This is a genomic window from Variovorax paradoxus (genome assembly GCF_024734665.1).
Lineage (GTDB): Bacteria > Pseudomonadota > Gammaproteobacteria > Burkholderiales > Burkholderiaceae_C > Variovorax.
Genome location: NZ_CP102931.1, coordinates 6,707,501 through 6,732,823 on the forward strand (window position 1 = coordinate 6,707,501; position 25,323 = coordinate 6,732,823).

26 protein-coding genes (1 of these 26 running past the window's edge) are annotated in these 25,323 nt (G+C 66.9%); 15 read left to right on the top strand and 11 right to left on the bottom strand.

The features are described 5' to 3' along the window. Positions 1–460, top strand: the 3' portion of a protein-coding gene (locus tag NWF24_RS31315) for a LysR family transcriptional regulator (protein ID WP_093056990.1). Its footprint begins 521 nt before the window's first position; the window shows 460 of its 981 coding nt (coding positions 522–981); its start codon lies off the left edge, out of view; the stop codon is at positions 458–460. Positions 461–470: 10 nt separating this feature from the next. Here the strand turns inward: NWF24_RS31315 and NWF24_RS31320 are convergent, their stop codons facing one another. Then, positions 471–689, bottom strand: a complete 219-nt coding sequence (locus NWF24_RS31320) for a hypothetical protein (RefSeq protein ID WP_258351919.1) — start codon at positions 687–689, stop codon at positions 471–473. A gap of 80 nt (positions 690–769) precedes the next feature. On the opposite strand from NWF24_RS31320, the gene NWF24_RS31325 reads away from it, so the two are divergent. Further along, the gene (locus NWF24_RS31325; RefSeq protein WP_258351920.1) at positions 770–1,576 is read left to right on the top strand and encodes a metallophosphoesterase; all 807 of its coding nucleotides are present in this window, start codon (positions 770–772) and stop codon (positions 1,574–1,576) included. Positions 1,577–1,675: 99 nt separating this feature from the next. Beyond that, positions 1,676–3,175 (top strand): amidase, encoded by a 1,500-nt coding sequence (locus NWF24_RS31330; RefSeq protein ID WP_258351921.1) that lies wholly within the window; start codon positions 1,676–1,678, stop codon positions 3,173–3,175. Here NWF24_RS31330 and NWF24_RS31335 read toward each other — a convergent pair. Together NWF24_RS31335 and NWF24_RS31340 are read right to left on the bottom strand one after the other, a co-directional pair. After that, positions 3,172–3,789 (bottom strand): TetR/AcrR family transcriptional regulator, encoded by a 618-nt coding sequence (locus NWF24_RS31335; protein WP_258351922.1) that lies wholly within the window; start codon positions 3,787–3,789, stop codon positions 3,172–3,174. The genes NWF24_RS31330 and NWF24_RS31335 overlap by 4 nt on opposite strands. A 92-nt stretch (positions 3,790–3,881) precedes the next feature. Further along, positions 3,882–4,616, bottom strand: a complete 735-nt coding sequence (locus NWF24_RS31340) for a GntR family transcriptional regulator (RefSeq protein WP_093174884.1) — start codon at positions 4,614–4,616, stop codon at positions 3,882–3,884. 262 nt (positions 4,617–4,878) lie between these two features. On the opposite strand from NWF24_RS31340, the gene NWF24_RS31345 reads away from it, so the two are divergent. The 8 genes from NWF24_RS31345 to NWF24_RS31380 all read left to right on the top strand — a co-directional run bounded on the left by NWF24_RS31345 (position 4,879) and on the right by NWF24_RS31380 (position 12,936). Next, on the top strand, positions 4,879–6,213 hold the full coding sequence (locus NWF24_RS31345) for an aromatic ring-hydroxylating dioxygenase subunit alpha (RefSeq protein ID WP_258351923.1): 1,335 nt from the start codon (positions 4,879–4,881) through the stop codon (positions 6,211–6,213). Positions 6,214–6,224: 11 nt separating this feature from the next. Further along, entirely contained in the window at positions 6,225–7,673 is a 1,449-nt protein-coding gene (locus tag NWF24_RS31350; protein ID WP_258351924.1) for a glutamine synthetase family protein, read from the top strand. Between the two features lie 5 nt (positions 7,674–7,678). Then, positions 7,679–8,002 carry a 2Fe-2S iron-sulfur cluster-binding protein gene (locus NWF24_RS31355; RefSeq protein ID WP_258351925.1) on the top strand — a complete coding sequence of 108 codons (324 nt, stop codon included), beginning with the start codon at positions 7,679–7,681 and terminating at the stop codon, positions 8,000–8,002. A 111-nt stretch (positions 8,003–8,113) separates the two neighbouring features. Beyond that, entirely contained in the window at positions 8,114–9,304 is a 1,191-nt protein-coding gene (locus tag NWF24_RS31360) for an ABC transporter substrate-binding protein (RefSeq protein ID WP_258351926.1), read from the top strand. A gap of 31 nt (positions 9,305–9,335) precedes the next feature. Beyond that, positions 9,336–10,196, top strand: a complete 861-nt coding sequence (locus tag NWF24_RS31365; RefSeq protein WP_258351927.1) for a branched-chain amino acid ABC transporter permease — start codon at positions 9,336–9,338, stop codon at positions 10,194–10,196. Positions 10,197–10,488: 292 nt separating this feature from the next. Next, entirely contained in the window at positions 10,489–11,451 is a 963-nt protein-coding gene (locus NWF24_RS31370; RefSeq protein ID WP_258351928.1) for a branched-chain amino acid ABC transporter permease, read from the top strand. Next, positions 11,448–12,227 (top strand): ABC transporter ATP-binding protein, encoded by a 780-nt coding sequence (locus NWF24_RS31375; RefSeq protein WP_258351929.1) that lies wholly within the window; start codon positions 11,448–11,450, stop codon positions 12,225–12,227. The genes NWF24_RS31370 and NWF24_RS31375 overlap by 4 nt, the downstream gene beginning before the upstream one ends. Beyond that, positions 12,220–12,936: an ABC transporter ATP-binding protein gene (locus NWF24_RS31380; protein WP_258351930.1), complete on the top strand. Its 717-nt coding sequence runs from the start codon at positions 12,220–12,222 to the stop codon at positions 12,934–12,936. The genes NWF24_RS31375 and NWF24_RS31380 overlap by 8 nt, the downstream gene beginning before the upstream one ends. Positions 12,937–12,942: 6 nt before the next feature. On the opposite strand, the gene NWF24_RS31385 is transcribed toward NWF24_RS31380, so the two are convergent. Together NWF24_RS31385 and NWF24_RS31390 are read right to left on the bottom strand one after the other, a co-directional pair. After that, positions 12,943–14,103 (bottom strand): ABC transporter substrate-binding protein, encoded by a 1,161-nt coding sequence (locus tag NWF24_RS31385; RefSeq protein WP_093057003.1) that lies wholly within the window; start codon positions 14,101–14,103, stop codon positions 12,943–12,945. A gap of 105 nt (positions 14,104–14,208) precedes the next feature. Further along, positions 14,209–15,789 (bottom strand): phospholipase D family protein, encoded by a 1,581-nt coding sequence (locus tag NWF24_RS31390; RefSeq protein ID WP_258351931.1) that lies wholly within the window; start codon positions 15,787–15,789, stop codon positions 14,209–14,211. Between the two features lie 72 nt (positions 15,790–15,861). On the opposite strand from NWF24_RS31390, the gene NWF24_RS31395 reads away from it, so the two are divergent. Beyond that, positions 15,862–17,091 (top strand): nucleoside recognition domain-containing protein, encoded by a 1,230-nt coding sequence (locus NWF24_RS31395; RefSeq protein ID WP_258351932.1) that lies wholly within the window; start codon positions 15,862–15,864, stop codon positions 17,089–17,091. On the opposite strand, the gene NWF24_RS31400 is transcribed toward NWF24_RS31395, so the two are convergent. Further along, on the bottom strand, positions 17,073–19,064 hold the full coding sequence (locus NWF24_RS31400) for an alkyl/aryl-sulfatase (protein WP_258351933.1): 1,992 nt from the start codon (positions 19,062–19,064) through the stop codon (positions 17,073–17,075). The two genes, NWF24_RS31395 and NWF24_RS31400, sit on opposite strands and share 19 nt — an antisense overlap. 73 nt (positions 19,065–19,137) lie before the next feature. On the opposite strand from NWF24_RS31400, the gene NWF24_RS31405 reads away from it, so the two are divergent. Genes NWF24_RS31405 through NWF24_RS31415 form a run of 3 tightly spaced genes read left to right on the top strand, consistent with a single transcriptional unit; the run spans position 19,138 to position 21,099 of the window. After that, on the top strand, positions 19,138–20,049 hold the full coding sequence (locus tag NWF24_RS31405; protein WP_258351934.1) for a LysR family transcriptional regulator: 912 nt from the start codon (positions 19,138–19,140) through the stop codon (positions 20,047–20,049). A gap of 40 nt (positions 20,050–20,089) precedes the next feature. After that, a complete protein-coding gene (locus NWF24_RS31410; protein WP_258351935.1) occupies positions 20,090–20,599 on the top strand; it encodes a flavin reductase family protein in 510 nt (169 codons plus the stop codon). Further along, positions 20,599–21,099, top strand: coding sequence for a BON domain-containing protein (locus tag NWF24_RS31415; protein WP_258351936.1), 501 nt, complete (start codon positions 20,599–20,601; stop codon positions 21,097–21,099). The genes NWF24_RS31410 and NWF24_RS31415 overlap by 1 nt, the downstream gene beginning before the upstream one ends. A 46-nt stretch (positions 21,100–21,145) precedes the next feature. Here NWF24_RS31415 and NWF24_RS31420 read toward each other — a convergent pair whose 3' ends face one another. The 5 genes from NWF24_RS31420 to NWF24_RS31440 form a co-directional block, all read right to left on the bottom strand. Then, positions 21,146–21,478, bottom strand: a complete 333-nt coding sequence (locus NWF24_RS31420) for a DMT family transporter (RefSeq protein WP_258351937.1) — start codon at positions 21,476–21,478, stop codon at positions 21,146–21,148. A 140-nt stretch (positions 21,479–21,618) separates the two neighbouring features. Beyond that, positions 21,619–22,419: an ABC transporter permease gene (locus NWF24_RS31425; RefSeq protein WP_258351938.1), complete on the bottom strand. Its 801-nt coding sequence runs from the start codon at positions 22,417–22,419 to the stop codon at positions 21,619–21,621. A gap of 11 nt (positions 22,420–22,430) precedes the next feature. Further along, entirely contained in the window at positions 22,431–23,186 is a 756-nt protein-coding gene (locus NWF24_RS31430; protein WP_258351939.1) for an ABC transporter ATP-binding protein, read from the bottom strand. Next, a complete protein-coding gene (locus tag NWF24_RS31435) occupies positions 23,183–24,148 on the bottom strand; it encodes an ABC transporter substrate-binding protein (protein WP_093076607.1) in 966 nt (321 codons plus the stop codon). The genes NWF24_RS31430 and NWF24_RS31435 overlap by 4 nt, the downstream gene beginning before the upstream one ends. Beyond that, a complete protein-coding gene (locus NWF24_RS31440; protein ID WP_258351940.1) occupies positions 24,145–25,272 on the bottom strand; it encodes an aryl-sulfate sulfotransferase in 1,128 nt (375 codons plus the stop codon). Before NWF24_RS31440 ends, NWF24_RS31435 begins: the two co-directional genes overlap by 4 nt. Positions 25,273–25,323: the final 51 nt, after the last annotated feature.

A 25,323-nucleotide genomic window follows, 5' to 3' on the forward strand; every position in this document is an offset into this window, starting at 1 on the left:
CGAGACCCAGCGGCTCTACCTGGGTCAGTATGTATGCGTGATGCGGCGCGGCCATCCGCTTGCGAGCGCACCCCTCACGCTCGATGACTACTGCGCAGCGCGACACCTGCTGGTGAGTTTTTCGGGGAGGCCCTACGGTTTCATCGACCAGACGCTGGGCGCCTTGGGGCGCGAGCGGCGCATCGTGGTGACGGTGAACCAGTTCTTCACGGCCGGCCGGGTGGTCGCCAATTCAGACCTGCTGACCGTGCTGCCTCGTCACTTCGTGACGGTGACCGGCATCGACGATCAATTGGTGCTGCGCGACCTGCCGTTCGACCAGCCGCCGGTGCACGTGGATGCCATCTGGCACCGGCGCGCCCAGCATGGGCATTCACATGAGTGGCTGCGCAATGCGCTGTTGCGCTCGGCAGCCGCGGCTTTCGCCGGATCGGTCCTCGGGCAAAAGGTGCCTGGCTGACCGGGTTTGCTTAGCGAACGACGCTGAGCCAGGCGCTGGCTGCGGCGCGCAGTTCCTGCGCGTGGTGGGCTCCGCGGCCGGCGCGCATGTCAGCGCTTTCCATCAGCGCAGCGGCGTGGCTGGCCGGAACGTTGGCGCTGGAAGAACGGAAGAAACGGGCCACTTGGGCAATGAGGCTGAACATGACGGTACGCGGCTCGTGGCTGCGCTGGAGTGGTTGATGTTTCAAGAATAGGGGTTATCCCTAGTTAATCAAGCCAAACCTTATGCGCTTCACGCATGGGGCAATTCACCTAGACTGGCCCGACGATGAAGCTGCAACTGCTCTCCGACCTGCATCTGGAGTCCCATCCCCGCTTCCATGCCGAGCCCGTGCCGGGCGCCGACATGCTGATCCTCGCGGGCGACATCGGCTCCTACCAGCAAGGCTCTCGCCTGACCGACACCGACTTCGGCCTGGGCCGCTTTTCGCCCCGCAACGGCTGGCCGGTGCCGGTTGTCTATGTGCCGGGCAACCACGAATACGACAACGTCGACTTCGACGAGACCCACGACCGCCTGCGCACGCTCTGCGAGGAACTCGACATCCTCTGGCTGGAACGCGAAACCCGTGTGATCGACGGCATCCGCTTCGTGGGCACCACGCTGTGGGCCGACTTCGACGCACTGGCCGAACCCACCGACAGCCTGGCCGAGGCGCTCAAGAAACGCGGCAAGGCCATGCGCGCGGCCGATTTCTATCTTGAAAAAGCGGCCACCATGCGTAACGGCGAACTCTTCCTCTCCGCGCAGTTGCGCGACCAGGCGCTGGCCTGCCAGACCTGGCTCACGCAGGCGCTGGCCGAACCTTTCGACGGCACCACGGTGGCCATCACCCACTTTGCGCCCAGCCTCGAAAGTGCCGATCCGCGCTACGGCCTGACACCCGGCACGGCCGGTTTCTGCAATGCGCTCGACGAGTTGCTGCCCTATGCGAAGCTGTGGCTGCACGGCCACCTGCACTGTCCGTCGGACTATGTGAAGAACGGCTGCCGCGTAGTGGCCAACCCGCTGGGCTACGCACGCAACGGCGAACAGGAAGGCTACAAGCCCCAACTGCTGATAGACCTGCGCTGACCGGCCGCACCGTCGCGCAGACGGTAACGGCCAGCAACGCGTTCGCCACCACGGCTGTGTAGACTGGCCGAGCCCATCTCACCGATGGAGGAGAGCGCCATGACCCAACAGCAACAACAACGACGCAACTTCCTGCAGCAGACCGCCGGCGCCGCCGCGGCCACTGGACTGCTCTCCTTGTGGCCACGGGCCTTCGCCCAGGGACCGAACGAAACCGCCGGCAGGGCCATGGGCCAGCTGTCGATAGCCGAAATGTCGCGCCGCCTCGCCGCCGGCACCCTCAGCAGCAGCCAACTAGTAGAAGAAGCATTGGCCGCCATCCAGAACCCCGCGGGCGAAGGCGCGCGCACCTTCATCCGCGTGCACGCCGATACGGCCCGCGCCACCGCGGCGCGGCTCGACGCCGAGCGCAAGAGCGGCCGCCCGGCCGCCTCGCCGATCGCCGGCATCCCGATTTCGCTGAAAGACCTGTTCGACGAAGCCGGCATCACCACGCTCGGCGGCTCGATGGTGCTGGCCGGCCAGCCGCCAGCGACGCGCGACGCCCTCGTGGTCGAGCGACTGCGGCGCGCCGGCGCGATCATCATCGGGCGCACCAATACGGTCGAGTTCGCCTACACCGGCCTGGGCGTCAACCCGCACTACGGCACGCCGAAAAACGTCTACGACCGCGCGACAGGCCGCATCCCGGGTGGTTCGACCTCGGGCGGCGCGATCTCGGTGACCGACGGCATGGCTGCCGGCGCCATCGGCACCGACACCGGCGGATCGCTGCGCATCCCGTCAGCGCTCAACGGGCTGGTGGGCTTCAAGCCGACGCAGCGGCGCATTCCGCTCGACGGCGTGATGCCGCTGTCGACCTCCTTCGATTCGGCCGGCCCCATGGCCTGGACGGTGGAAGACTGCGCCCTGCTCGACGCCGTGCTGGCCGCCGAACTGCAGCGCCCGCTGCGCGTGTTGCCGCTGCGCGGCCTGCGCTTCGCGGTGCCCAAGACTTTCTTCCAGGACGATCTGTCGCCGCCAGTGGCCGCTGCCTTCGCTTCGGCGCTGGCCAAGCTCTCGGCCGCAGGCGCCACGGTCACCGAACTGCCGATGACCGAGTTCGCGAAGGCGCCAACCATCAACCCGCGCGGCATGATCACCGCCGCCGAGGCCTTCACCTGGCACCGCGACTTCATCAAGACAGGTGCCGCCAAATACGACCCGCGCGTGCTGGCCCGCATCAAGACCGGCGAAACCATCACCGCGCCCGACTATCTGCAGTTGCAGGCGCTGCGCCGCCAGTTCATCCGCTCGATCAACACCGCCGCCGTGGGCTACGACGCGATGCTGATGCCCACCACGCCCGACATCGCGCCGCCGATCGCCGAGGTGCTGAAGGACGATGACACCTACTACCGCATCAATGGCCGCATGCTGCGCAACCCCTCGGTGGTGAACCTGTTCGACGGCTGCGCGCTCTCGGTGCCCTGCCACGACGCGGGCACGGCGCCGGTCGGGCTGATGGTGGCCAGCATCGGCAACACCGATCACCGGCTGCTCGCGGTGGGCGCGGCGGTCGAAGCCGTGGTGACGCCGCGGCGCGCGCTCAGCAGTTAGCGCGCGGCCAAGCCGTCGAAGCAGGTTGCGAGCACAAGCTCGACGATCTGCTCGTCTGTCTGCAGACGGCCGGCCTTCAGGAAACCGAGCACCGGATCACAGGCGCGCGCGAACAACGTGTAGAGCACGGCGATCGCCGGCAACTTCGGGTTGAGCGAGCCGTCGGCCTGCGCGGCCTGTATCCAGCCGCCGAGTTGGTCGCTGATGGTGACCAGGCGGTCGAGGTAACCGCGGTTGTTCATCAGCGCAGCGCGCAGGCTCGAGTTCTGGTGCGGCAACGAAGGCATCTCGCCAGCCAGTTGCATCTGCATGGCCCAGCGCACCACGGCGCGCAGCTTGTCGACGGGCTTGTCCTCGGCCGGCACCGCGGCCAGGAAATCCAGCGTGCGCTGCATGATTCGCACCATCGCGGCGGCCGCCAGGTCTTCCTTGCTGGGAAAGTGCTTGTAGAGGCTGGCCTTGGCGATGCCAACCGTTGCGGCCACCTCGTCGACCGTCATCGATTCGAAGCCCTTCTCGGCGAGCAGGCGGTTCGCGGTCTGCACGATGGCCTCCTCGCGGGCCTGCAGCATCTGTTCCTTGAACGAGGTCTTGGCGGGGGCGGTGGCACTCATGCCGGAAATTCTAGTCTCGCCCGTCGCTGGGCAGACGGCGTGAATGCCGAAATACCAGCCAGTCTTATACAGACGCGCCGGTTTGCCCGATCTCAGGCGCCCCGACCCTTGGACACCAGGCGGATGCCCGGCATCAGCTCGGCAGCCAGCTCCGGCCGCTCGAGCGCGTAATCGAGGTTCATGCGCGCGATCTCGACGTGCTCCTCGCCCAGCGCCTGCGCCCGCGAGCCCTGCCCGCGCTCGATGGCCTGCACGATTGCGTGGTGCGTGCGGTGCGCCTGCCGCATCCATTGCTGGCCCTCTTCCATTGACGACTGCATCGGCAGCATCGCGCTCGGAGCGGCAAAGGGCTGGCCACCCAGCATGTCCATCACCCGCTTGAGCGCGAGATTGCCGCAGCCTTCGACGATCAGCTTGTGAAAGCGGTCGTTCATTTCGACGTAGGCCGCGTAGTCGTCGATCTCCATGCTGGGCTTGTTCACGGCCCGGTCGCCGTCTTCCAGGCACTCTTTCAGGTCGCGCAGCAGCTGGCGCGATGCACCGTCTTCGGCCAGCAGGCGCGCGGCGAAGCCTTCGATCACGCCTCGCACGCGGATCGCGTCGGCCACTTCCTGCGAGGTGAAGCGGCGCATCTGGTAGCCGCCGCTGGGCGATTGCTCGATCAGCCCTTCGTGCTCCAGGCTGGCCAGCGCGAGCCGCACCGGGGTGCGCGAGGCTTCGAGCTTCTCGGCGAGCGGGATCTCGGCCAGCCGCTCTCCGGGCACGAATTCGCCCTTGAGGATCAAGTCGCGCAGTTGCACGAGCACGCGGGATTGTTGGGAGTCCATCGGCGGATTCTAGGAGACGAGCCCGACACTGCACGCAGCATATTTATCCTGGCTCGCTTGTTGCATGCACATCTTCCCAACAAGTGTCAAAAACTGACGGCAACCTCAGCGTTTACCCTGATTTTTGCCTCTCACGGCCCCGAATCGGGGCGAAATCGCAGATGAAAGTTTGACCAGGATCGAGGATCACCAAGACAATGCATACAGTTGCATGCAATAGCTGCAAGCCTCTTTCCACAGTCCCCACGATGGAGCCCGCACGATGATCAGCGCAGAGCAGAACGATTTCATCACCCGCGTCGGACCCGGCGCGCCCGCCGGCAAGCTGCTGCGCCGCTACTGGCAGCCGGTGGCCCTGGCCGACGAGCTGGCGGGCCCGCGCCCGGTCAAGCCGGTGAAGCTCATGGGCCAGGACTTCGTCCTGTTCCGCGATGAAAGCGGCCAGCTCGGCATGCTCGATCGCGACTGCCCGCACCGCGGCGCCGACCTCGCATTCGGCCGCCTCGAAAACGGTGGCATCCGCTGCGCCTTCCACGGCTGGCTGTTCGACGCCAAGGGCAACTGCCTCGAAACGCCCGCCGAGCCGCCCACCAGCAAGCTGTGCAGCCGCATCAAGCAGTCGGCCTATCCGGTGGTCGAGAAAGCCGGCGTGGTCTTCGCCTACATCGGCGAGGGCGAGCCCCCAGCCTTCCCCGAGTTCGACTGCTTCGTCGCGCCCGACAGCCACACCTTCGCGTTCAAGGGCCTGTTCGAATGCAACTGGCTGCAGGCGCTCGAAGTGGGCATCGACCCCGCGCACGCCTCGTACCTGCATCGCTTCTTCGAGGACGAAGACACCTCCGGGAGCTACGGCAAGCAGTTCCGCGGCGCATCGGCCGACTCCGACATGCCCATCACCAAGGTGCTGCGCGAATACGACCGGCCCGACATCAGCGTGGAGCCCACCGACTACGGCTTCCGCCTGAAGGCGCTGCGCAAGCTGTCCGAAGACACCACCCACGTGCGCGTGACCAACGTGGTGTTCCCGCAGGCTTTCGTGATCCCGATGAGCGCCGAGATGACCATCTCGCAATGGCACGTGCCGGTCGACGACACGCACTGCTACTGGTACGCCATCTTCACCAGCTTCACCGGCCCGGTCGACAAGCAGCAGATGCGCGACCAGCGCCTGAAGCTCTACGAGCTGCCCGACTACACCTCGCGCAAAAACAAGCGCAACAACTACGGCTACAGCATCGAAGAGCAGCTGACCGAAACCTACACCGGCATGGGCGACGACATCAACGTGCACGACCAGTGGGCGGTGGAGTCGCAAGGCGCAATCCAGGACCGCACGCGCGAGCATCTGGGCAGCACCGACAAGGGGATCATTGCCTACCGCCGCGTGCTGGTGAAGGCCATCGAGGCCACGCTGGCCGGCGAGAGCGCACCGATGCTGATCGACGCCGCACAGGCCAGCGCGATGACCGGCCCGCCCTCCATCGACGGCATCGGCCGCAACGTCAGCGACGAGGCTGCCACCGAGGCCTACTGGCAAGAAGCCGACCGCGCGCGCCGCTTGAAGTCCGACTGGGCCTCCGCACGGCTCGCCGCCTGAGCACGCACGCCATGAGCAGCAGCCACACATTCGTCGACCGCTTCGGTCTCTGGTCCGACGACCAGCATGCGCAGGCCAGGGAGCTGGTGCGCCGCATCGATAGCGGCGAGGTCGACCTCGTGCGCTTCGCCTGGCCCGACCAGCACGGCATCCTGCGCGGCAAGACGCTCGTCGCCACCGAGGCGCGCTCGGCCCTGTGGGAAGGCGTGAACCTCACCTCCACGCTGCTCGCCAAGGACACCTCGCACAAGACCGTGTTCCCGGTGTTCACGCAAGGCGGCGGCTTCGCCATCGAGGGCCTGCAGGGCGGGGCCGACTTCACCATCGTGGCCGACCCCGCCACCTTCAAGATCCTGCCGTGGTCGCCACGCACCGGCTGGGTGATGTGCGACGCCTACATGGCCGACGGCAAGCCCTGCCCCTTCGCCACGCGGCAGATCCTGCAGCGCGCGGTGCGCCAGCTCGACGAGCTGGGTCTGGACTTCATCGCCGGCCTCGAAGTCGAGTTCCACGTCTTCAAGCTCGACGACGCCCGCATGGGCCTGGCCGATTCGGGCCAGCCCGGCGAACCGCCGCGCGTGTCGCTGCTGTCGCACGGCCACCAGTACCTCACCGAGCTGCGCTACGACCGCGTCGACGGGCTGATGGAACTGCTGCGCTCCAACCTCATCGCGCTGGGCCTGCCGCTGCGATCGCTCGAAATCGAATTCGGCCCGAGCCAGTTCGAGCTGACCTTCGGCCCCACCGCCGGCGTGATGCCGGCCGACACCATGGTGCTGCTGCGCAGCGCCATCAAGCAGATCTGCCAGCGCAACGGGCTGCACGCCACCTTCATGTGCCGCCCGAAGATTCCGAACGTGATGTCCAGCGGCTGGCACCTGCACCAGTCGCTGCGCCGCAAGAGCGACGGCGTCAACGCGTTCATGCCCGAAGCCGAGGGCCAGACCCTCAGCGAGATCGGCATGCACTACCTCGGCGGCCTCAAGGCGCATGCCTGCGGTGCCGCTGCGCTGGCGAGCCCCACCATCAACGGCTATCGCCGCTACCGCCCCTTCTCGCTCGCGCCCGACCGCGCAATCTGGGCCAAGGACAACCGCGGCGCGATGCTGCGCGTGCTCGGCGGAGTGGGGCAAAGCGCCTCGCGCATCGAGAACCGCGTGGGCGAGCCGACGGCCAACCCGTACCTGTACCTGGCGTCGCAACTGTTCTCGGGGCTCGACGGCATCCGGAACAAGACCGACCCCGGTCCTTCGGCCGATGCGCCTTACGAAACGCCGGCAGAGCAGCTGCCTCGCTCCTTGAGCGACGCCCTCGCCTGCCTGCGCAAGGACGAGATGCTCAACACGCAGATGAGCAAAGTCTTCATCGACTACCTCTGCCACATCAAGGAAGCGGAAATCGCCCGCTTCAACCTCGAAGTCTCGGAGTGGGAACACCGCGAGTACTTCGACATGTTCTGAAAACCATGCCCACGATCCACTACATCCTCAAGGACGGCACCACGCGCGAGGTCGACGCCAAGGTCGGCGCCAGCGTGATGGAGACCGCCATCCGCGGCAACGTGCGCGGCATCGACGCCGAATGCGGCGGCTGCTGTTCCTGCGCCACCTGCCACGTCTACGTGGACGACGCCTTCATCGACCTGCTGCCGCCGCCCGACGACATGGAGAGCGCGCTGCTCGAAGCCGTCGCGTCCGAGCGCAGGTCCGGCTCGCGCCTGAGCTGCCAGCTCAGCGTGACAGCGGCCTTCGATGGCCTCAGGGTTCGCGTGCCCGATACCCAGATTTGAAGGACGGCTCGGGCATCATCGCCCGCTTTGTTTGCATATTCGGTTACATGACAGCGGCGCCGACGTGGCGCATCCACTCCACCTGAAAGGCGTTTTCCCGTGAACCCAACGATGACCAAGAGAACCATCCTCTCGACCCTGCTGCTCGCCGGCTTCGGCCTGCTGGGCGCCACGGCGCACGCCGCCGACGAGCCGCTGCGCATCGGCCTCATCGCCACCTACTCCGGCCCGTACGCCGACTACGGCCGCCAGTTCGACGCCGGCATCGCGCTCTACCTGAAGGAACACGGCGGCAAGGTGGGCGGCCGCACTGTCGAGATCATCAAGAAGGACACCGCAGGCCCCGCGCCCGACGCTGCCAAGCGCATCGCGCAGGAACTCATCGTGCGCGACAAGGTGAGCGTGCTCACCGGCCTGGACTTCAGCCCCAACGCGTACGCCGTTGGTGCCATCGCCACGCAGGCGAAGATTCCGACCATCGTGATGAACGCTGCATCGTCGGCCATCACCACCAGCTCGCCCTACGTGGCGCGGCTGTCGTTCACCGTGCAGCAGGTGACGGACCCGATGGCGCGCTACATGCTCAAGGAAGGCATCAAGGACGCCTACACCGTGGTCGCCGACTACGCCTCGGGCGTCGACGCAGAAACCGCCTTCAAGAAGACCTTCACCGCCGGCGGCGGCAAGGTCTCGGGCGAAGTGCGCACGCCGATGAACAACCCCGACTTCTCGGCCTACGTGCAGCGCATCAAGGACGCCAAGCCCCAGGCCGTGTTCTTCTTCTTCCCCTCGGGCGTGATGCCGCCGGCCTTTTTGAAGGTGTGGAAGGAACGCGGCATGGAGCAGGCCGGCATCAAGCTCTACGCCACGGGCGAAGCCACCGACGACAGCTACCTCGACGCCACCGGCGACGTGGCGCTGGGCCTGGTCACCAGCCACCACTACTCGTTCGCGCATCCCTCGCCCAAGAACCAGAAGTTCGTGAAAGACTTCGCCGCCGACAACGGCGCCAAGCTGCGCCCGAGCTACTTCGCCGTGACGGCCTACGACGCCATGGCCGCCATCGACCTCGCACTGGCCAAGACCAAGGGCGACGCCAGCGGTGACAAGTTCATGGACGCCCTCAAGGGCCTGAGCTTCGAGAGCCCGCGCGGCCCCATCGAGATCGACCCCGCCACGCGCGACATCGTGCAGACCGTCTACATCCGCAAGACCGAGCGTGTGAACGGCCAGCTGGTGAACGTCGAGTTCGACAAGTTCGACCGCGTGAAGGACCCGGCCAAGGAAGCCGCCGCCAAGTAAGCCAGCCAGTCCGTCAGCCAGCAGGAAATTCATGGGCATCGTGATCTTCGATGGAGTGGCCTACGGCATGCTCCTGTTTCTCATCGGCGTGGGCTTGTCCATCACGATGGGGCTCATGAATTTCGTCAACCTCGCGCACGGCAGTTTCGCGATGGTTGGCGGCTACGCCGCAAGCGTGCTGATGAACCACTTCGGACTGGGCTTCGGCCTCTCTTTGGCGGCAGCCTTCGTGGCGGCTGCCGTTGCGGGCGCGGTGCTGGAGTTCGTGTTCTACCGACGGCTGTACCGCGCGCACCCGCTCGACCAGGTGCTGCTGTCGATCGGCGTGGTGTTCGTGTCGATCGCCGCCTTCACGTACTTCTTCGGCCCGACGATGCAGCCCTTCACGCTGCCGCCGGCGCTCGACGGGCAGATGTCGCTGCTGGGCCTTGAAGTGGGCCGCTATCGCCTGTTCCTGATCGTCTGCGGCGTGGCCGTGCTGGCCGCGCTGCTGCTGGGCCTGGGCAAGACGCGCTACGGCGCGATGGTGCGCGCGGCGGTCGACAACCAGCGCGTGGCGGGTGGCACCGGCATCAACGTGCAGCGGCTGTTCTTCCTGACCTTCTCTCTCGGCTGCGGCCTCGCGGGCCTCGGCGGTGCGCTGAGCCTGGGCATGCTGGGGCTGGAGCCGTCGTTCCCGCTCAAGTACCTCGTGTACTTCCTGATGGTGGTGTGCGTGGGCGGTGCGGGCACCGTCACGGGGCCGTTCATTGCGGCGCTGCTGGTCGGCATCGTCGACGTGGCGGGCAAGTACTACCTGCCTGAGGCGGGCGCCTTTCTCATCTACGTTTTCATGATCGTGATGCTGCTGGTGCGGCCGAACGGCATCGTTGCGAAGAAGGGGATCGCGTGATGTACAGCGTGCTTTGTTCGGGGAGCGCTCACGCCGACGGCGTGCTCTGCTCCGCGAATGTCCCCCGGCCTGCGGCCTCCTCCTTTATTTCGCTGCGCAGAGCACACCATCGACGTGATCGATGGACGCAGCGGCTGATCGGCCGGCACGACAGCCGGGCTCAATGTGTGAATGGCATCGGGTGCTCCCCGCAGCGAAATAAAGGAGGAGCCGAAGGCGGGGGACATTCGCGGAGGGGAGTACCCGGTGTCATTCGCACGCGCCCCGAAACTCAACGAGCAGGGCACCCAGGATGAAACCCGTAACGATGTCCCCCACGCATTTGCGCATCGCCGAAATCGCCTTCTGGCTGGCACTCGCGTCGAGCTTCTTCCTCCTGCCCGACAAGCTCACGCTGATGAGCCAGATCATGATTTTCGGTCTGTTCGCCGTGTCGCTCGACATGGCGCTGGGCTACGCCGGCATCCTCACCGTGGGCCACGCAGCCTTCTTCGGCGCGGGCGCGTATGCAGCCGGGTTGCTTGCCAAGTACGGCTGGAGCGAACCCTTCACCGGCCTGCTGTTCGCACTGGTCGTCAGCGGCCTGCTGGGCTACGCACTGAGCTACCTCGTGGTGCGCGGCGCCGACCTCACGCGGCTGATGATCACCATCGGCGTGTGCGTGCTGCTGTACGAACTGGTCAACCGGCTCTCGGGCCTCACCGGTGGCACCGACGGGCTGCAGGGCGTAGTCATCGCGCCAGTGCTCGGCCTCTTCGATTTCGACCTCTACGGCAAGACCGCATTCGGCTATGCATTCGGCGTCGTGCTCGCGATGTTCCTGCTCGTGCGGCTCGTGTTGCGCTCGCCCTTCGGCCTGGCGCTGCGCGGCATTCACGACAGCCGCAAGCGCATGACGGCCATCGGTTCGCCGGTGGAGGCGCGGCTGCGCATGGCCTATGCCTTCTCGGCCGCGGTGGCAGGCGTGGCGGGCGCGCTGCTGGCGCAGACCACGCAGTTCGTCGGCATCGAGTCGATCGGCTTCAACCGCTCGGCCGAAGTGCTCATCATCCTGGTGCTCGGTGGTACGGGGCGGCTGTACGGCGGGATGATCGGCGCCATCGTCTACATGCTGGTGCACGACTGGTTCGCGGACATGAACCCGCAGTACTGGATGTTCTGGCTCGGCATCTTCCTGATCGCGGCGGTCATGTTGGGCCGCGGCGGCATCATGGGGGCGCTCTCGCGTTTCGTCCGCACGGGGAAGGCGCGATGAGCTCCACCGCCACCACGCACACGCTGCGCACAAACGGCCTCGGCATCCGCTTCGGTGCCTTCCAGGCAGTGAGCGATGTGAACCTCTCGCTCGAACCCGGCGCGCGACAGGCGCTGATCGGCCCCAACGGCGCGGGCAAGACCACGCTCATCAACCTGCTCACCGGCGTGTTCAAGCCCACCAGCGGCAGCATCCACATGGGCGACCGCGACATCACGCGCCTGCCGGGCGACAAGCGCGCGCGCATGGGCCTGGCGCGCACCTTCCAGATCAACACGCTGTTCCCCAGCCTCACGCCGCTCTTGTCGGTGGTGCTGGCGATCAGCGAGCGCGAAGGGCTGGGCGCCACGTGGTGGCGGCCGCTCAAGGGCTGCACGGCGGTGTTCGACGAGGCGCATGCACTGCTCGGCACGCTCGGGCTCGACAGCCTCGCCGACGTGCCCGTGGCCGAGCTGGCCTATGGCAAGCAGCGGCTGCTGGAGATAGCGCTCGCGCTCGCGGCCAAGCCTCGCATCTTGCTGCTCGACGAGCCTGCTGCCGGCGTGCCTGAAGACGAGAGCGGCGAGCTGTTCGAGGCCATCGCCGCGCTGCCGCCCGACATCAGCGTGCTGTTCATCGAGCACGACATGAAGCTCGTCTTCCGCTTCGCGCGCCGAATCTCGGTGCTGGTGGGCGGGCGCATCCTGACCGAGGGCACGCCTTCGGAAATCGGCGCCGACCCGCGCGTGCGCGAGGTCTATCTCGGAAGCTCACACCGCCATCACCACCATGCCTGAAGCACTCGCCTTCGACCAGGTCACCGCCGGCTACGGCAACGCGGTCGTGCTCGACCGACTCGACTTTTCGCTGCAGCAGGGCGAAAGCCTCGCCATCCTCGGGCGCAATGGCGTTGGCAAGACCACGCTGCTCGAAACGCTGATGGGCAACACCCGCGTGATGCAAGGCGCGATCCGCTGGCAGGGTGTCGACATCACGCGCTGGCCTTCGCACCAGCGCGTGCGCGCGGGGCTTGGCTGGGTGCCGCAGGAGCGGGAGGTGTTTCCTTCGCTCACCGTCGAAGAAAACCTCACGGTGATCTCGCGGCTCGGCGGCTGGAACCTGAAGCGCGTCTACGACTTTTTCCCGCGCCTGCGCGAGCGGCGCGGCAACTACGGCAACCAACTCTCCGGTGGCGAACAGCAGATGCTCGCCATCGGCCGCGCGCTGATGACCAACCCCAAGCTGCTGCTGCTCGACGAGCCGATGGAAGGCCTCGCGCCGATCATCGTGGAAGAGCTGGCTGCAGCGATCCGCCGGCTGTGCGAATCGGAAGGCCTGGCGTCGATCGTGGTCGAGCAGCATCCGGTGCTGGCGCTGGAGATGACGCACAAGGCCATCGTTCTGGAGCGCGGCACCGTGGTGCATGCCGGGCCGAGCGCGGAGCTCGCGGCCGACAGGAACCTGCTCGAAGGCTTGCTCGGCGTGGGAATCGCCGAGCAAGCCTGATGGAGTTCAGCTCAGCATCTGCCCACGGCTGCCGATCACGGCCACGTCCACGAACTGCCCGCCTTCGCGGTTCGTGCGTCCGTAGTTGATCTTCACCCCGCCCAGGTCGAAGTTCTCGATGCTCGCCAGCCCCGACATCACCGACGCACGCGTCAGCGAACCACCGGCGCGGCGCATGCCTTCGGCCAGCACTGCAGCGTTCAGGTAGCCCTCCAGGCTCGTGAGCGAGAAGTCCTTGACGCCGTTGGCCACCATGTCGGCCTGGTAGCGGCGCACGATCTCGAACTTGGTCGAGTACGGCGACGGCACCACGATCACGAAGCCCAGGCCCTTGGCCAGGTCGCCCATCGCCGACAGCGCGCTGGCCGTGATCGACAGGCCGTAGGCCGAGCTGCTGTTGCCCGCCTCGCGCAGCGCCTTCAGAAACACCGGCGCGGTGCCGGCCAGCCCGACCACCACCACCTGCGGCTTGGCCTTGGCGATCGCCTCGGCGGCGGGGCCCACTTCCATGCTGGTGGTGTTGGGCGTGGTCGCAATCACCGCCGGCTCCAGCTTGGCCTTGGCCAGCGCGTTCTTGAAGGCCGCCAGCACCGACTGCCCCAGCGGGTCGTTCGAATGCACGAGGCCGATGCGGCTCTGGCCCAGCACGGCGGCGGTGCTCACGAGCTTGTCGACTTCCTGGTCGTAGTTGGCACGCACCCAGAAGGTGTTGGGCGAAGCCTTCTTGCGCAGCGCGATCGTGCCGGTGATCGGGCCGACCACGGCCATGCCGGGCACCGCGTCCATCACCTCGGCCGTCTGGCGCGTGCCCAGCGGATGCAGCAGCGCGAGCACCGAGCTGTCTTTCTCGAAGGCCAGTGCGTTGGCCTTGGCCACGTCGGGCTTGAAGGTGTCGTCGGCCATCACGAGCTCGACCTTGGTGCCGTTGATGCCGCCCGCCTTGTTCAGCGCATTGAAGAACGCGCTCGAACCCTGGAACAGCCCCTGCCCGTTGGCCTTCTCGACGCTGCTGTTGTCGAAGGTGGTGCCGATGCGCACCGGCCGGTTCTGCGCGAGCGCCGGAAAACCAAGGCCCGCGGCGGCGGTTGCTGCGGCCAGCCCGGTCAGCGCACGCCGACGGCTGGTGGAAAGCGGCGCAATCGACTCGCGCGGCACGGGAACGGTCATGATCGAAGTCTCCAGGAGGTAATGCGTTAGTGACAAAAACTCACATTCTTTCGAGGAATGTAACGCACTCACTCACCACCTGGGATGACAGCGGCGGCTACTTCGCTACAGCAGCTCTTCGCCCACGATGGGCAGCAGCAGCCAGTTCTTGAAGCGCAGCCAGAGGAACTCCCCGGGCTCGTCCTCGTGGACGATGTCGCCGCCAGCGTCGTCGTACTCCAGCCATTGCACGCGCCGGCCGTTGGGCCCGAGCCGCAGCCGGTAGCCGAGGTTCACGCGCTCGCCCGACATGAGCTTGTTGTAGTCCTGCACCAGCTCGGGACTGTCGATGACCAGGCCGATCTCGGTGTTGACGGCGGCCGAGCGGTGGTCGAGGTTCATCGAGCCGACGAAGAAGCGCTCGTTGTCGACGATGGCGAGCTTGGCGTGCAGCCGGCTGATCGACTTGCCGAAGTCGCCGAAGCGGCCCGAACTGCCGCTGAGCGTGGGCGCAATCTCGAAGATGGTGACGCCGATCTTCAGCATGTCGGCGCGGTAGCGCTCGTAGCCCGCGTAGGCCAGCGGCTCGTCGGTTGCGCCCAGCGAGTTGGTCACGACCGTGATGCGTCCGCCCTTGTCGATGCACGCCCGCATCTCCTCCATGCCCTTGGGGCCCGGAATGAAGTACGGCGAGGCAATGACGACCTCGCGCCGCGTGGCGTTGATCACGCTGAGCGCGCCTTCTGTCACGCTGCCGATGTAGGCCTCGTCGGCCTTGCGCGTGATCTTGTCGGGGTCGTCGATGAACAGCGTTGCCGGCGCCCAGTAGCGGTCGAGCTTGCCGGTGATGAGCTGCTCGCCCACGGGCGACTTGTTTAGCACGTCGCGCGGGCGAATGGGCACGTCGGGCACGGCCGTGCGCGCTATCTCGTCGAAGCGCCGCTGCGCCGCCTCGCGCGTCATGCCGCGCAGGGGCGCGATGCGCTCGATCGGCCATGCGTGTGAACTGTTCCAGTAGCGGTCGAAGCCTTCGGACATCTGCCGCACGACCGGGCCGCTGGAAATCACGTCCATGTCGATGAAGTTCGCGGCCGTGCTGCGCATGAAGTACTCGTTGCCGATGTTGCGGCCGCCCGACACGGCAAAGCTGTTGTCGGCCACCAGCAGCTTGTTGTGCATGCGGTGGTTGATGCGGCCGAAGTCGGTCAGCGACATGAGCAGCCGCGTGCCGAGCGAACTGGCGCGCGAAGGCAGCGGGTTGAACAGCCGCACCTCCACGTTGGGAAAGGCCGCGAGCGTGCCGAACAGCTCGTCTTCGCCGCCGGTGTAGAGGTCGTCCACCAGCAGCCGCACCCGCACGCCGCGCGCCGCGGCCTCGCGCAGTTCGCGCAAAAACAGCAGGCCGATGTCGTCGCGCTGCACCAGGTAGTACTGCACGTCGAGCGACTTCTCGGCATGCCGCGCGAGCGAGATGCGGGCATCGAAGGCAAACGCCGCCTCGGGCAGCAGCCGGAAGCCCGAGAGCGCAGTGGAATCGCCTGGCGCGTCTTTGGCCGCCAGTTGCCCGAGTTCTGTCTGCGCCACGTCGGTGAACGCCGTGACGTTCGCCTTCGGCTCGGGCGGCGGCAGGCTGACGCAGCCAGTGAGCCATATGGCCGCTAGGACGCTCAGGCAGGCGGCAAAACGACGGACGATGAGGGCGCGCATGGCCCGAACTGTAGCTCGCGGCGGGCCTGTATGGCGGCCCTATCATCGACGCGAAACAAAAGGAAAAGAAGCGTGCTCAACGGCTTGTGGCTTGGTTTCTTCGGGGTGGCGGCGCTGGCGGCGCTGGGGCGGTGGCTCATCGGCGGCGACCCGACCGTGTTCGCGGCGCTGGTCGAGAGCCTGTTCGCGATGGCGCGGCTGGCGGTCGAGGTGATGGTGCTGCTGTTCGGCACGCTCACGCTGTGGCTGGGCTTTTTGCGCATCGCCGAGGCCGCGGGGCTGGTCGGCTGGCTCGCGCGGCTGCTGGGGCCGCTGTTCCGGCGCCTCATGCCGGGCGTGCCGGCGGGGCACCCAGCGCTCGGGCTCATCACCATGAACTTCGCGGCCAACGCGCTGGGGCTGGACAACGCCGCCACGCCCATCGGCCTGAAGGCGATGCGCGAACTGCAGCGGCTGAACCCCGACCCGGTAACGGCCACCAACGCGCAGATCCTCTTCCTGGTACTTAATGCCTCGTCGCTGACCTTGCTGCCGGTCACCATCTTCATGTACCGCGCGCAACAGGGCGCGGGCGATCCGACGCTGGTGTTCCTGCCGATCCTGCTGGCCACCAGCGCCTCCACGCTTGTGGGGCTGCTCTCGGTGGCGGTGGCGCAGCGCCTGCGGCTGTGGGATCCGGTGGTGCTGGCCTACCTGCTGCCGGGCGCGCTGCTGCTGGGCGGCTTCATGGCGCTGCTGGGCACGCTGTCGGCGGCGGCCATCGCGTCGCTGTCTTCGCTGCTGGGCAACCTCGTGCTCTTCGGCGTGATCGTCGTGTTCCTGCTGGCTGGGGCGATACGCCGCATCAAGGTGTACGAGTGCTTCATCGAAGGCGCGAAGGAAGGCTTCGACATCGCGAAGAACCTGTTGCCGTACCTCGTCGCGATGCTGTGCGCGGTCGGCGTGCTGCGCGCTTCGGGCGCGCTCGACTTCGCGTTGAACGGCCTGCGCTGGCTGGTGAACGCGGGCGGCTTCGACGCGCGTTTCGTCGACGCCATGCCCACCGCGCTGGTCAAGCCCTTCTCGGGCAGCGCGGCGCGCGCGATGCTGATCGAGACCATGAAGAGCCAGGGCGTCGACAGCTTCCCCGCACTGGTGGCCGCCACCATCCAGGGCAGCACTGAAACCACCTTCTACGTGCTGGCCGTGTACTTCGGCGCCGTTGGCATCCAGAGAGCGCGGCATGCGGTGGCCTGCGCGTTGCTGGCGGAGTTGGCTGGTGTGGTCGCGGCCATTGCGGTGTGCTACTGGTTCTTCGGCTGAGCCTTCGGCTCCACGATCGGGAACATCGGCTCGAAGGTATCAAGCATCGAGAGCAATTCGCCCAGCTTCCCACGGTCGCCTTCGATCTTCACCTTGCCCGCCAGCACCGCAGCAGGAAAGCTCGTCTCCTTCAGCGTGACCGCATCGAGCGTGGCGCGGCTCAGCGTGACCGTGGCATCGGCTCCCGGCTGCTGGCCGGCGATGTGCGTGAGCGCGGAATTCTCCAGCGTCAGCACGAACTGCTGGTTCGAATCGGTGAAGTTCCAGTTGATGACCATCTTCTTGCCCTCGGCTTTGGCGGCATCGAGCCGCACGCCGAGGAAGTCGAAGAACAGGTCGTTGCTCACCGCCTTCAGCGTGTCGGCGTTGGAGCTGTTGCCGCCCGGAATTTTCGGCACGCCGTTGCGCAGCTCCATCGCGCCCACAAGGTACGCGCTGCGCCATGTGCCGGCCTCCGATTGGTAGCCCAGCTGTTCGAGCGCGTCGGCACCCAGCTCGCGGGCCGCGCGGTTGGCCGGGTCGGCGTACACCAGCTGGCTCATCGCGCTGGCCACCCAGCGGAACTCGCCTTTCTTGAAGTCTTCGCGCGCACGCGCCAGCACCGCGTCTGCACCGCCCATGTACTCGACCGTCTTCTTCGCATAAGCCACCGGCGGCAGCGGGTTCAGATTGGCGGGGTTGGCGTCGTACCAGCCCAGGTACTTCTGGTACACGGCCTTGGCGTTGTGCCGCAGCGTGCCGTAGTAGCCGCGCGCGGACCACTCCTGCTCCAGGCTCGCGGGCATGCGCAGCGTTTCTGCAATGTCGGCCGACGTGTAGCCCTGGTTGAGCAGGCGCAGCGACTGGTCGTTGATGAACTTGTACATGTCGCGCTGCTTCTTCAGCAGGTCGACGATGCGCTCACCCCCGAAAGTGGGCCAGTGGTGCTGGGCGATGAGCACGTCTGTCTTGTCGCCGAAGGCCACGCGTGCCTCGTCGATGTACTTCGACCACAGGTTGCCGTCGCGCACTTCTGCGCCTCGGATGGTGTAGAGGTTGTGCATGTTGTGCGTCACGTCCTCCGCCATGTTGAGCACGCGGAACTGCGGCAGGTACATGATCATTTCCGACGGCGCCTCGGAGCCCGGCACGAGCTTGAAGACAAACTGCACGCCGTCGATGGTGCGCTCTTCGGTCGGCTTGTCGATGGTGGCCGTGGGCGCAATCAGCGAGATGGTGCCGCGCGCCAGCGCCTTGCCCAGGCCCGTGTCGACCTGCCCGCGCGCACCCGGCGGCAGCAGCGTGCCGAACTGGTACTGCGAGCGCCGGCTCATCGCATTGCCCGCGAGGATGTTCTCGGCCACGGCCGTTTCCATGAAGCCCGAGGGCGCGAGCACCTGCACCTTGCCGGCCTTCACATCGGCCTCGTCGATCACGCCTTTCACGCCGCCGAAGTGGTCCGCATGGCCGTGCGTGTAGATCACCGTGCCCACCGGCTTGCGCGGGCGGTGCTGGTAGTAGAGGGCCAACGCGGCGCGCGCGGTTTCGGCGGCCAGCAGCGGATCGATGACGATCAGCGAGCTGTCGCCTTCGACGATGGTCATGTTGGCGATGTCGAAGCCGCGCACCTGGTAGACGCGGTCGGTCGCCTTAAACAGGCCATGGATCGCATTGAGCTGGGCCTGGCGCCATAGGCTCGGGTTGACGGTGTCGGCCGCTTCGTTTGCCTTCAGGAAGTCGTAGGGCTTCATGCTCCACACCGGGCGTGTGCCGCTGCCGGGCACCAGCGCGTCGGGCACGGTGCCGACGAAGCCGTGCATCGCATCCTCGAAGTCCTGCCGGTTGGCGAAGGGCAGCGTCTTCGCCATGTCGGCGTTGGCCTGCAGCGTGGAAGGCTCGGGCGCTTTGGGCGCGATCTGCGCGGAGATCGACGGGGCGCCGAGCGCGCAAGCCAGTGCGACGAGTGCAGCTGTGGAGAAGGATGAAGGGGTCATCCGGCAATTCTCCGAAGCGGCAGAAGCATTGGCAAATGCAAAATACGCGCTTTCTTTTTAAGTAAAACGCAAAATGCAGTTGCGCCAGCTCCAGCATCTTGTTGCCCTTGCCGAGCAGGGCAGCTTCGGCCGCGCAGCGCAGGCCGTGCATCTGTCGCAGCCCGCGCTCTCGCGCAGCATCGACACCCTGGAAGACAACCTGCAGGCGCGCCTGATCGACCGGGCCTACGGCACCGTGCGCTTCACGCAGGCCGGCGAGCTCGTGCTCGCGCGTGCCCGCGAGCTGCTCGCCGATGCGCAGCAGATCCAGCGCGACGTGCTGCAGCTCGAAGGCTTGGCCATCGGCAGCCTCGCAGTGGGGCTCGGCCCCTTCGCCGCGAGCACGCTGGGGCGCATGGCCTTGTCGCTGATGACGCAGCGCCATCCACAACTCCTGATGCGCATGGAAGTGGCCGACACCGCCACGCTCAGCGAGCGCCTGCATCGGCGGCAGCTCGACCTGTTCATCGCCGACACCCGCGACCTGAAGAAGCAGCCCGGTCTCAAGCTTGCGCGGCTGCCCGACCTGCCCGTCTCGTTCTTCGTGCAGCCGAAGCACCCGCTGCGCCGGCTGAAGCAGGTGACGCTGGAAAAAGCCATGCGCTATCCCGTGGCCGGCCCCAACCTTCCCGCCGAGGTGGCCGCGTATTTCGACAGCCAGATCCAGCGCGACGACCGCGGCGTTTTCAACGTCACCTGCGACGACGCCGGCACCCTGCGTCACCTGGCCCTGACCGCCAACGCGGTCATCCTCGCGCCCCACGCACCGGCCCTGAACACCGACACCAACGCCCTCGTGCCCCTGCCGGTGGTCGGCTTTGCCCGCATGCAGACGCACTACAGCCTGGTGACGCTTGCGGGCCGCACGCCCTCGGCCGCCGCCACCGTCTATACCCGCCTGGTGACAGAGTTGATGGGCCCGGTCAGGCAGCCCGCCGGGCGCTGAGCCAAAATGGCCCTCCTGCCGACCACCGCCCAGCCTCTTCGTGACCACTCCCCGCCGGGCCCAGCCGCCCTCTTTTTCGACCGACGAGTTTCGTGAATCGCTCGGCATGTTCGCCACCGGCGTCACCGTGGTCACTGCGCGCGCGGCCGACGGCACGCTGGTCGGCCTCACGGCCAACTCGTTCAACTCGGTGTCGCTGGCGCCGCCGCTGGTGCTGTGGAGCCTGGCGCGCGCGGCCGGCTCGATGCCCGCACTGAGCACCGGCTCGCACTACACGGTGAACATCCTGGCGGCCAACCAGAAGGCGCTGGCCGAACGCTTCGCCGCCAAGAACATCGACCGCTGGGCCGACGTGGCCTTCACCGAGGGCCTCGGCGGCGCGCCGGTGCTGGTGGGCGCGGCGGCCAGCTTCGAGTGCTTCAACCGCAGCCGCTATGACGAAGGCGACCACGTGATCTTCGTGGGCGAAGTGGAGCGCTGCACGCACGACGCGGGCGCCTCGCCGCTGCTGTTCCACGGCGGGCGCTTCTACACCGAGCATCCCTTGTAATGAACCGCCCTGCGCTCCTGTCGTCTGTCTTGTTGCTTGCCGCACAGACCGGCATGGCGCAGGAAGCGAACGGGCCGCTCAAGCAGAACTGGTTCGACGACCCGTTCTTCCAGGTGTCCGCGGGCCTGCCGGCCTGCGCCATGCCCGAGGGGCCGTTCTACACGGCCGAAGAGCGCCGCGTGCAGACCCATTCGCGGCTTGAGCGCGGCACCAGTTGCTGGCTGGCCGGCAAATGCACCGACAGCAACGCCTACCGCTACGACAAGCCGCTCGCGCCCAAGGTGCGCGCCGCGCTGCTCGCCGTGCCGGGGGTGAACAAAGGCAGCGTGTGGGTCATGATCCAGCGCCGCTGGGTGTACCTGCAGGGCTGCGTGCCGAACGCGGCGCTGGCGAAGAAGCTGGAACGCGCGGCGCGTGCATTGCCCGATGTGGAGACCGTGGTGCCCGACCTGATGATCGGCACACGGGGCAAACCGCCGTACCCGGTGCCTGACCGATAACCGCTCTCCCAGGTTCACGGGCCCTGTGCACGAGCGCGCATCATCACTAGCGCGCGTCGAGGTTGAGCACGACAACGCCGGCCACGATCATGGCAATACCAGCCACCCGAAGGAGCGTCATCGACTCGCCAAACCAGATGGCGCCGAGCACTGCGGTCAATGCAGTGCCGCTACCCGCCCACACCGCATATGCGAGCCCTGTTTCCAGGTGCCTGACCGAGATCGACATCAGCCAGATGGCAGTCGCATAGGAAGTCCCGACTACCAGAGACGGGACAAGGCGCGTAAATCCGTCCGCATGCCGGAGCGCGATCGTCCCGGCGACTTCTGCGGCAACACTGGCCGCAAGCAGCAACCAGGAGAAGGTTTGCAGGCCCACTGAATACCCCTCGGGCCCTGCATCTATACCGGATGCAGAGCCGAGCAAGGGGAAGCGGTACCCGGAACGAACGATCGAATGCTAACGGAGGCCTGCGACCGCCCTACCCGTTGACCACGAAACAGAGCACGGTCTCGGCGCTACAACGCCGATTCATGCCAGTGCCGCAGCAGCAGCCGTCCGATCGCGCTCACCACCAGGAAAAACAGAAAGCCCAGCAGCGTCGCCGCGATCACCTCGGCGAACAGCAGTGCCGTGTACATGCGCCCCTGCGCAAACACGATCTGCACGCCGAGCCCGCCTTCGGCATTGCCCGAGCCGATGATGAATTCGCCCACGATGGCGCCGATCACCGACAACCCGGCCGAGATGCGCAGCCCCGCGAAGATGTGCGGCAGCGCGCCCGGCAGCCGCAGCTTCCAGAACGACACCAGCCCGCTCGCGCGGTGCAGCGCGAACAGCTCCGCAAGATTGCGCGAGGTCGAGCGCAGGCCCAGCATCGTGTTGTTGATGATGGGGAACAGCGACATGATGAAGCTGACGATCACCACCGACAGCTCGTTGTAGCCGAACCAGAGCACGATGAGCGGCGCGATCGCCACCACCGGCACGGTCTGCAGCAGCACCGCATACGGGTATAGGCTGCGCTCCAGCAGCCGCGACTGCGCCAGCACTGCCGCACCCGCGATGCCAAGGAAAATGGCCAGCGCGTAGCCCAGCAGAGCCTCTTTCAGCGTGGACAGCGTCGCGCCCGCGAGCACGCCAGCGTTCTCGGCCGTGGCTGCTGCCACTTCCTGCGGCGACGGCAGCAGATAGCCCTTGCCCTGATAGACAGTGGCACTCAGCAGCCACCACAGGCCGATGGCGAGCAGCGCGACCACCAGCACGGGGGCGGCGTTGCGCACGAAGGCGGCGGCAGGAGAAGAAACAGATCGGGTCATCGTCATCTCTTTCACGCCACGGCTTGCGCGTAATGCTGCGCGCGCAGCACCGCCGTCACCTGGCCGGTGAGCGCCGCAAAGCCCGCGCTGGCACGCAACTCGGGCGCGCGCGGAAATTCGAAAGGCACGTCGATCACGTCCAGGATGCGCCCCGGCCGCGGCGACATCACCACCACCCGGTTCGACAGGTACACCGCCTCATGCACGTTGTGCGTCACCAGCACGCCGGTAAAGCCAGCCTGGCGCCACAACGACGAAAGCTCTTCCTGCAGCACGTCGCGCGTGAGTTCGTCGACCGCCGCCAGCGGCTCGTCGAGCAGCAGCAGCCCCGGCCGCAACGCCAGCGCGCGCGCCAGCGACAACCGCATGCGCATGCCGCCCGAGAGCTGGTGCGGGTACGACTTCTCGAAGCCCGCGAGCCCCACCAGCTTCAGCGCCTCGGCGGCACGCGCCCGGTAGCTCGCTGGCGCATGGCCTTCGAGCTCCATCAGCAGTTGCGCGTTGCGCTCCACGGTGCGCCAGGGCAGCAGCGCTGCTTCCTGGAACACGAAGGCGGTCTCGATGCCGTCGGGCCGCGTGCAACGGCCCGTGCTCGGCGCGATGAGCCCCGCCATGATGCGCAGCAGCGTCGACTTGCCGCAGCCCGAAGGCCCGACGATGGAGACGAATTCGCCGGGGCGCAGCGCGAGGTCGACCGTGCCCAGCGCCTGCAACCCGGAGTCGAAGCGCTTCGACACGCCCTCCAGCCCGACGGCCGCGCCGTTCATGGGTTGCAGCCCGGCACCAGCGTGCGGTCGTAGCCCTGCTTCGCGTCGAAGTTCGCCGGCAGGAAGTTGACGCTGCGCAGCTGGCCCGCCAGTTCGCTCCAGCGCGCGTCGGTCATGCAGCCGATGCGGCCGAGGTCGTGCGAGATCAGCGTCTCGATCATTTCCTTGTTGGCCGCGTCGTAGATCTCGGGCGTCATCTGCTTGTTCATGCCGGTGATCAGCGGCTTCAGCCCCGAGGGGTTGCGCACGTAGTTGGCCCAGCCCTTCTGCACCGCCGCGATGGTGGCCTTCACCAGCGCGGGGTTCTTGCGGATCATGTCGTCGGTGGTGAAGAGCACGTCGTAGGGCCGGTAGCCCAGCGAAGCCAGCGTGACCTGCTGCACCTGCACGCCGGCCGCGGCCATGCGCGCGGGCAGGAAGAGCGAGTAGCCCTGCTGCACCATCTTCGGGTCGTTGCGGAACAGGCTCAGGTCGCCGCTCACCGGGATCTCGCGCGTGCCAGTGAGCTTGTATTGCTTCTTCGTCCACTCCCAGTAGGCGTTGCCGATGTTCACCGCGAAGGTGCGGCCCTGCAGGTCGGCGATGGACTTCACGGCCGGGTCGGCGTGGTAGACCAGCGTGTAGGGCACGTAGTCGAGGTGCGCGAACACCGCGCGCACCGGCGCGCCGCGCAGGCGGGCCAGCAGCACGTCGTCGGCATTGCCGATGCCGAACTCGGCCTGGCCCGAGGCCACCTGCGGAATGGTCTGGATCTTCGGGCCGCCCTGCAGCACGCTGATCTCGATGCCGGCCTCTTTGCCGAGCTTGTCCTGCTGCGCCTGCCAGTAGCCAGCCTGGTCGGGTTGGGCGAACCAGTTGCTGAGGATGCGCACGGGCTTGGGTGCGTCTGCCGCCTGCGCGGAAAGCGGCAGCACCGCCGCCAGCGCCAGTGGGAATGCAATGCGAAGGGCGGAAGAAATCATGATGCGGAAACCTTGAGCCATGGAAGTTGCGCCGTGGTGTAGCGGAAGGTCTGGAACACGCTGTTCTGCCGGCCGGGCACGTACTTGCGCGCGGCCTCGTCCGGGTATTCGGCGAACCAGGGAATCACGTACTCCCACACCACCTCGCCGGCAGGCGTGACCTCGAACAGGCGCCCCGTGGCCGACTCGGTGACGTGCGTGTTGCCGTTGGGCAGGCGCTGCGCGCTGCCCATGTAGGCGGTGTAGAACGCGTTGACCAGCTCGTCCGCGTACTGCCACACGACCTCGTTGGAGGCCGGGTCGATTTCGAGAACGCGCGAGAACGCCACATGCTTGCCGGTGCGGAAGTTGCCGTTGTCGAAAGCAAGAATGTGGCCGTTGGCCAGCGCGACGGGCGCGTGCTGGTGCGACAGCACCGATGGTGGAATATGCAGCTTCACGCCGCCCGTGGCCTTGTCGACGCCAACGATGCCGGAGGTTGTGCGCAGGCTCATCAGCACCAGCCCCTCGCGCGTTACGTCGAGGCCATTCACCAGCGGCCAGTGGGTGCGGCCGAAGCCGGGGTGGATGGGGAAGTCTTCCGGCGCCAGGTGCTCCCAGGCCTTCCATTCCCACACCAGCTTGCCGTCACGGTCGACCTCGCGGATCACGTCGCCGTACATCGCTTCGTCGGGGCCGTGGGCGGTGCCACCCTGCACGCGTTCGGCGAAGCCGGCCGGCACCGGCGCGCAGCCGGCGTACAGCAGGTGGCCGTTGTCGAGCCAGCGGGCGTCGTGGTGGTGGGTCGGGTCTTCGAAGCGCCAGACGATCTCGCCCTCTGGCGTGGCCTCGTAGAAATCGCCGCCGTGCCACAGCGACCAGGCGCCGTAGATCTCGGGCGAGTTCGCGTGGTTGCCGTTGTAGCCGAGGTTGCCGTTCTTCAGGATCACCGCCGCGCGGCCTGGGCGCACCGGCATCTTCCACTGGTGCGCGACGCGGCCCTCGATGTCGATCAGGTAGACGTTGCCGTCATCGGTCTGCGGCGCGATCAGGGTGTAGCCGCCGGCGCTCAGCGCCGGGTCGTGGGCGATCAGGCCGGTGCCGCGGCGGCGCTGGGTGATCTGGTCGACGGTGGTGGTGGTCACGGAACGAACCTCGGGAGATTGAAGAATGGCGCGAATGTAGGCCGCATCACC

Coding starts and splice junctions, on each gene's coding strand:
- NWF24_RS31325 (WP_258351920.1), top strand. CDS start 770: ATGAAGCTGCAACTGCTCTCCGACCTGCATCTGGAGTCCCATCCCCGC.
- NWF24_RS31330 (WP_258351921.1), top strand. CDS start 1,676: ATGACCCAACAGCAACAACAACGACGCAACTTCCTGCAGCAGACCGCC.
- NWF24_RS31335 (WP_258351922.1), bottom strand. CDS start 3,789: ATGAGTGCCACCGCCCCCGCCAAGACCTCGTTCAAGGAACAGATGCTG.
- NWF24_RS31340 (WP_093174884.1), bottom strand. CDS start 4,616: ATGGACTCCCAACAATCCCGCGTGCTCGTGCAACTGCGCGACTTGATC.
- NWF24_RS31345 (WP_258351923.1), top strand. CDS start 4,879: ATGATCAGCGCAGAGCAGAACGATTTCATCACCCGCGTCGGACCCGGC.
- NWF24_RS31350 (WP_258351924.1), top strand. CDS start 6,225: ATGAGCAGCAGCCACACATTCGTCGACCGCTTCGGTCTCTGGTCCGAC.
- NWF24_RS31355 (WP_258351925.1), top strand. CDS start 7,679: ATGCCCACGATCCACTACATCCTCAAGGACGGCACCACGCGCGAGGTC.
- NWF24_RS31360 (WP_258351926.1), top strand. CDS start 8,114: ATGACCAAGAGAACCATCCTCTCGACCCTGCTGCTCGCCGGCTTCGGC.
- NWF24_RS31365 (WP_258351927.1), top strand. CDS start 9,336: ATGGGCATCGTGATCTTCGATGGAGTGGCCTACGGCATGCTCCTGTTT.
- NWF24_RS31370 (WP_258351928.1), top strand. CDS start 10,489: ATGAAACCCGTAACGATGTCCCCCACGCATTTGCGCATCGCCGAAATC.
- NWF24_RS31375 (WP_258351929.1), top strand. CDS start 11,448: ATGAGCTCCACCGCCACCACGCACACGCTGCGCACAAACGGCCTCGGC.
- NWF24_RS31380 (WP_258351930.1), top strand. CDS start 12,220: ATGCCTGAAGCACTCGCCTTCGACCAGGTCACCGCCGGCTACGGCAAC.
- NWF24_RS31385 (WP_093057003.1), bottom strand. CDS start 14,103: ATGACCGTTCCCGTGCCGCGCGAGTCGATTGCGCCGCTTTCCACCAGC.
- NWF24_RS31390 (WP_258351931.1), bottom strand. CDS start 15,789: ATGCGCGCCCTCATCGTCCGTCGTTTTGCCGCCTGCCTGAGCGTCCTA.
- NWF24_RS31400 (WP_258351933.1), bottom strand. CDS start 19,064: ATGACCCCTTCATCCTTCTCCACAGCTGCACTCGTCGCACTGGCTTGC.
- NWF24_RS31405 (WP_258351934.1), top strand. CDS start 19,138: ATGCAGTTGCGCCAGCTCCAGCATCTTGTTGCCCTTGCCGAGCAGGGC.
- NWF24_RS31415 (WP_258351936.1), top strand. CDS start 20,599: ATGAACCGCCCTGCGCTCCTGTCGTCTGTCTTGTTGCTTGCCGCACAG.
- NWF24_RS31425 (WP_258351938.1), bottom strand. CDS start 22,419: ATGACCCGATCTGTTTCTTCTCCTGCCGCCGCCTTCGTGCGCAACGCC.
- NWF24_RS31430 (WP_258351939.1), bottom strand. CDS start 23,186: ATGAACGGCGCGGCCGTCGGGCTGGAGGGCGTGTCGAAGCGCTTCGAC.
- NWF24_RS31435 (WP_093076607.1), bottom strand. CDS start 24,148: ATGATTTCTTCCGCCCTTCGCATTGCATTCCCACTGGCGCTGGCGGCG.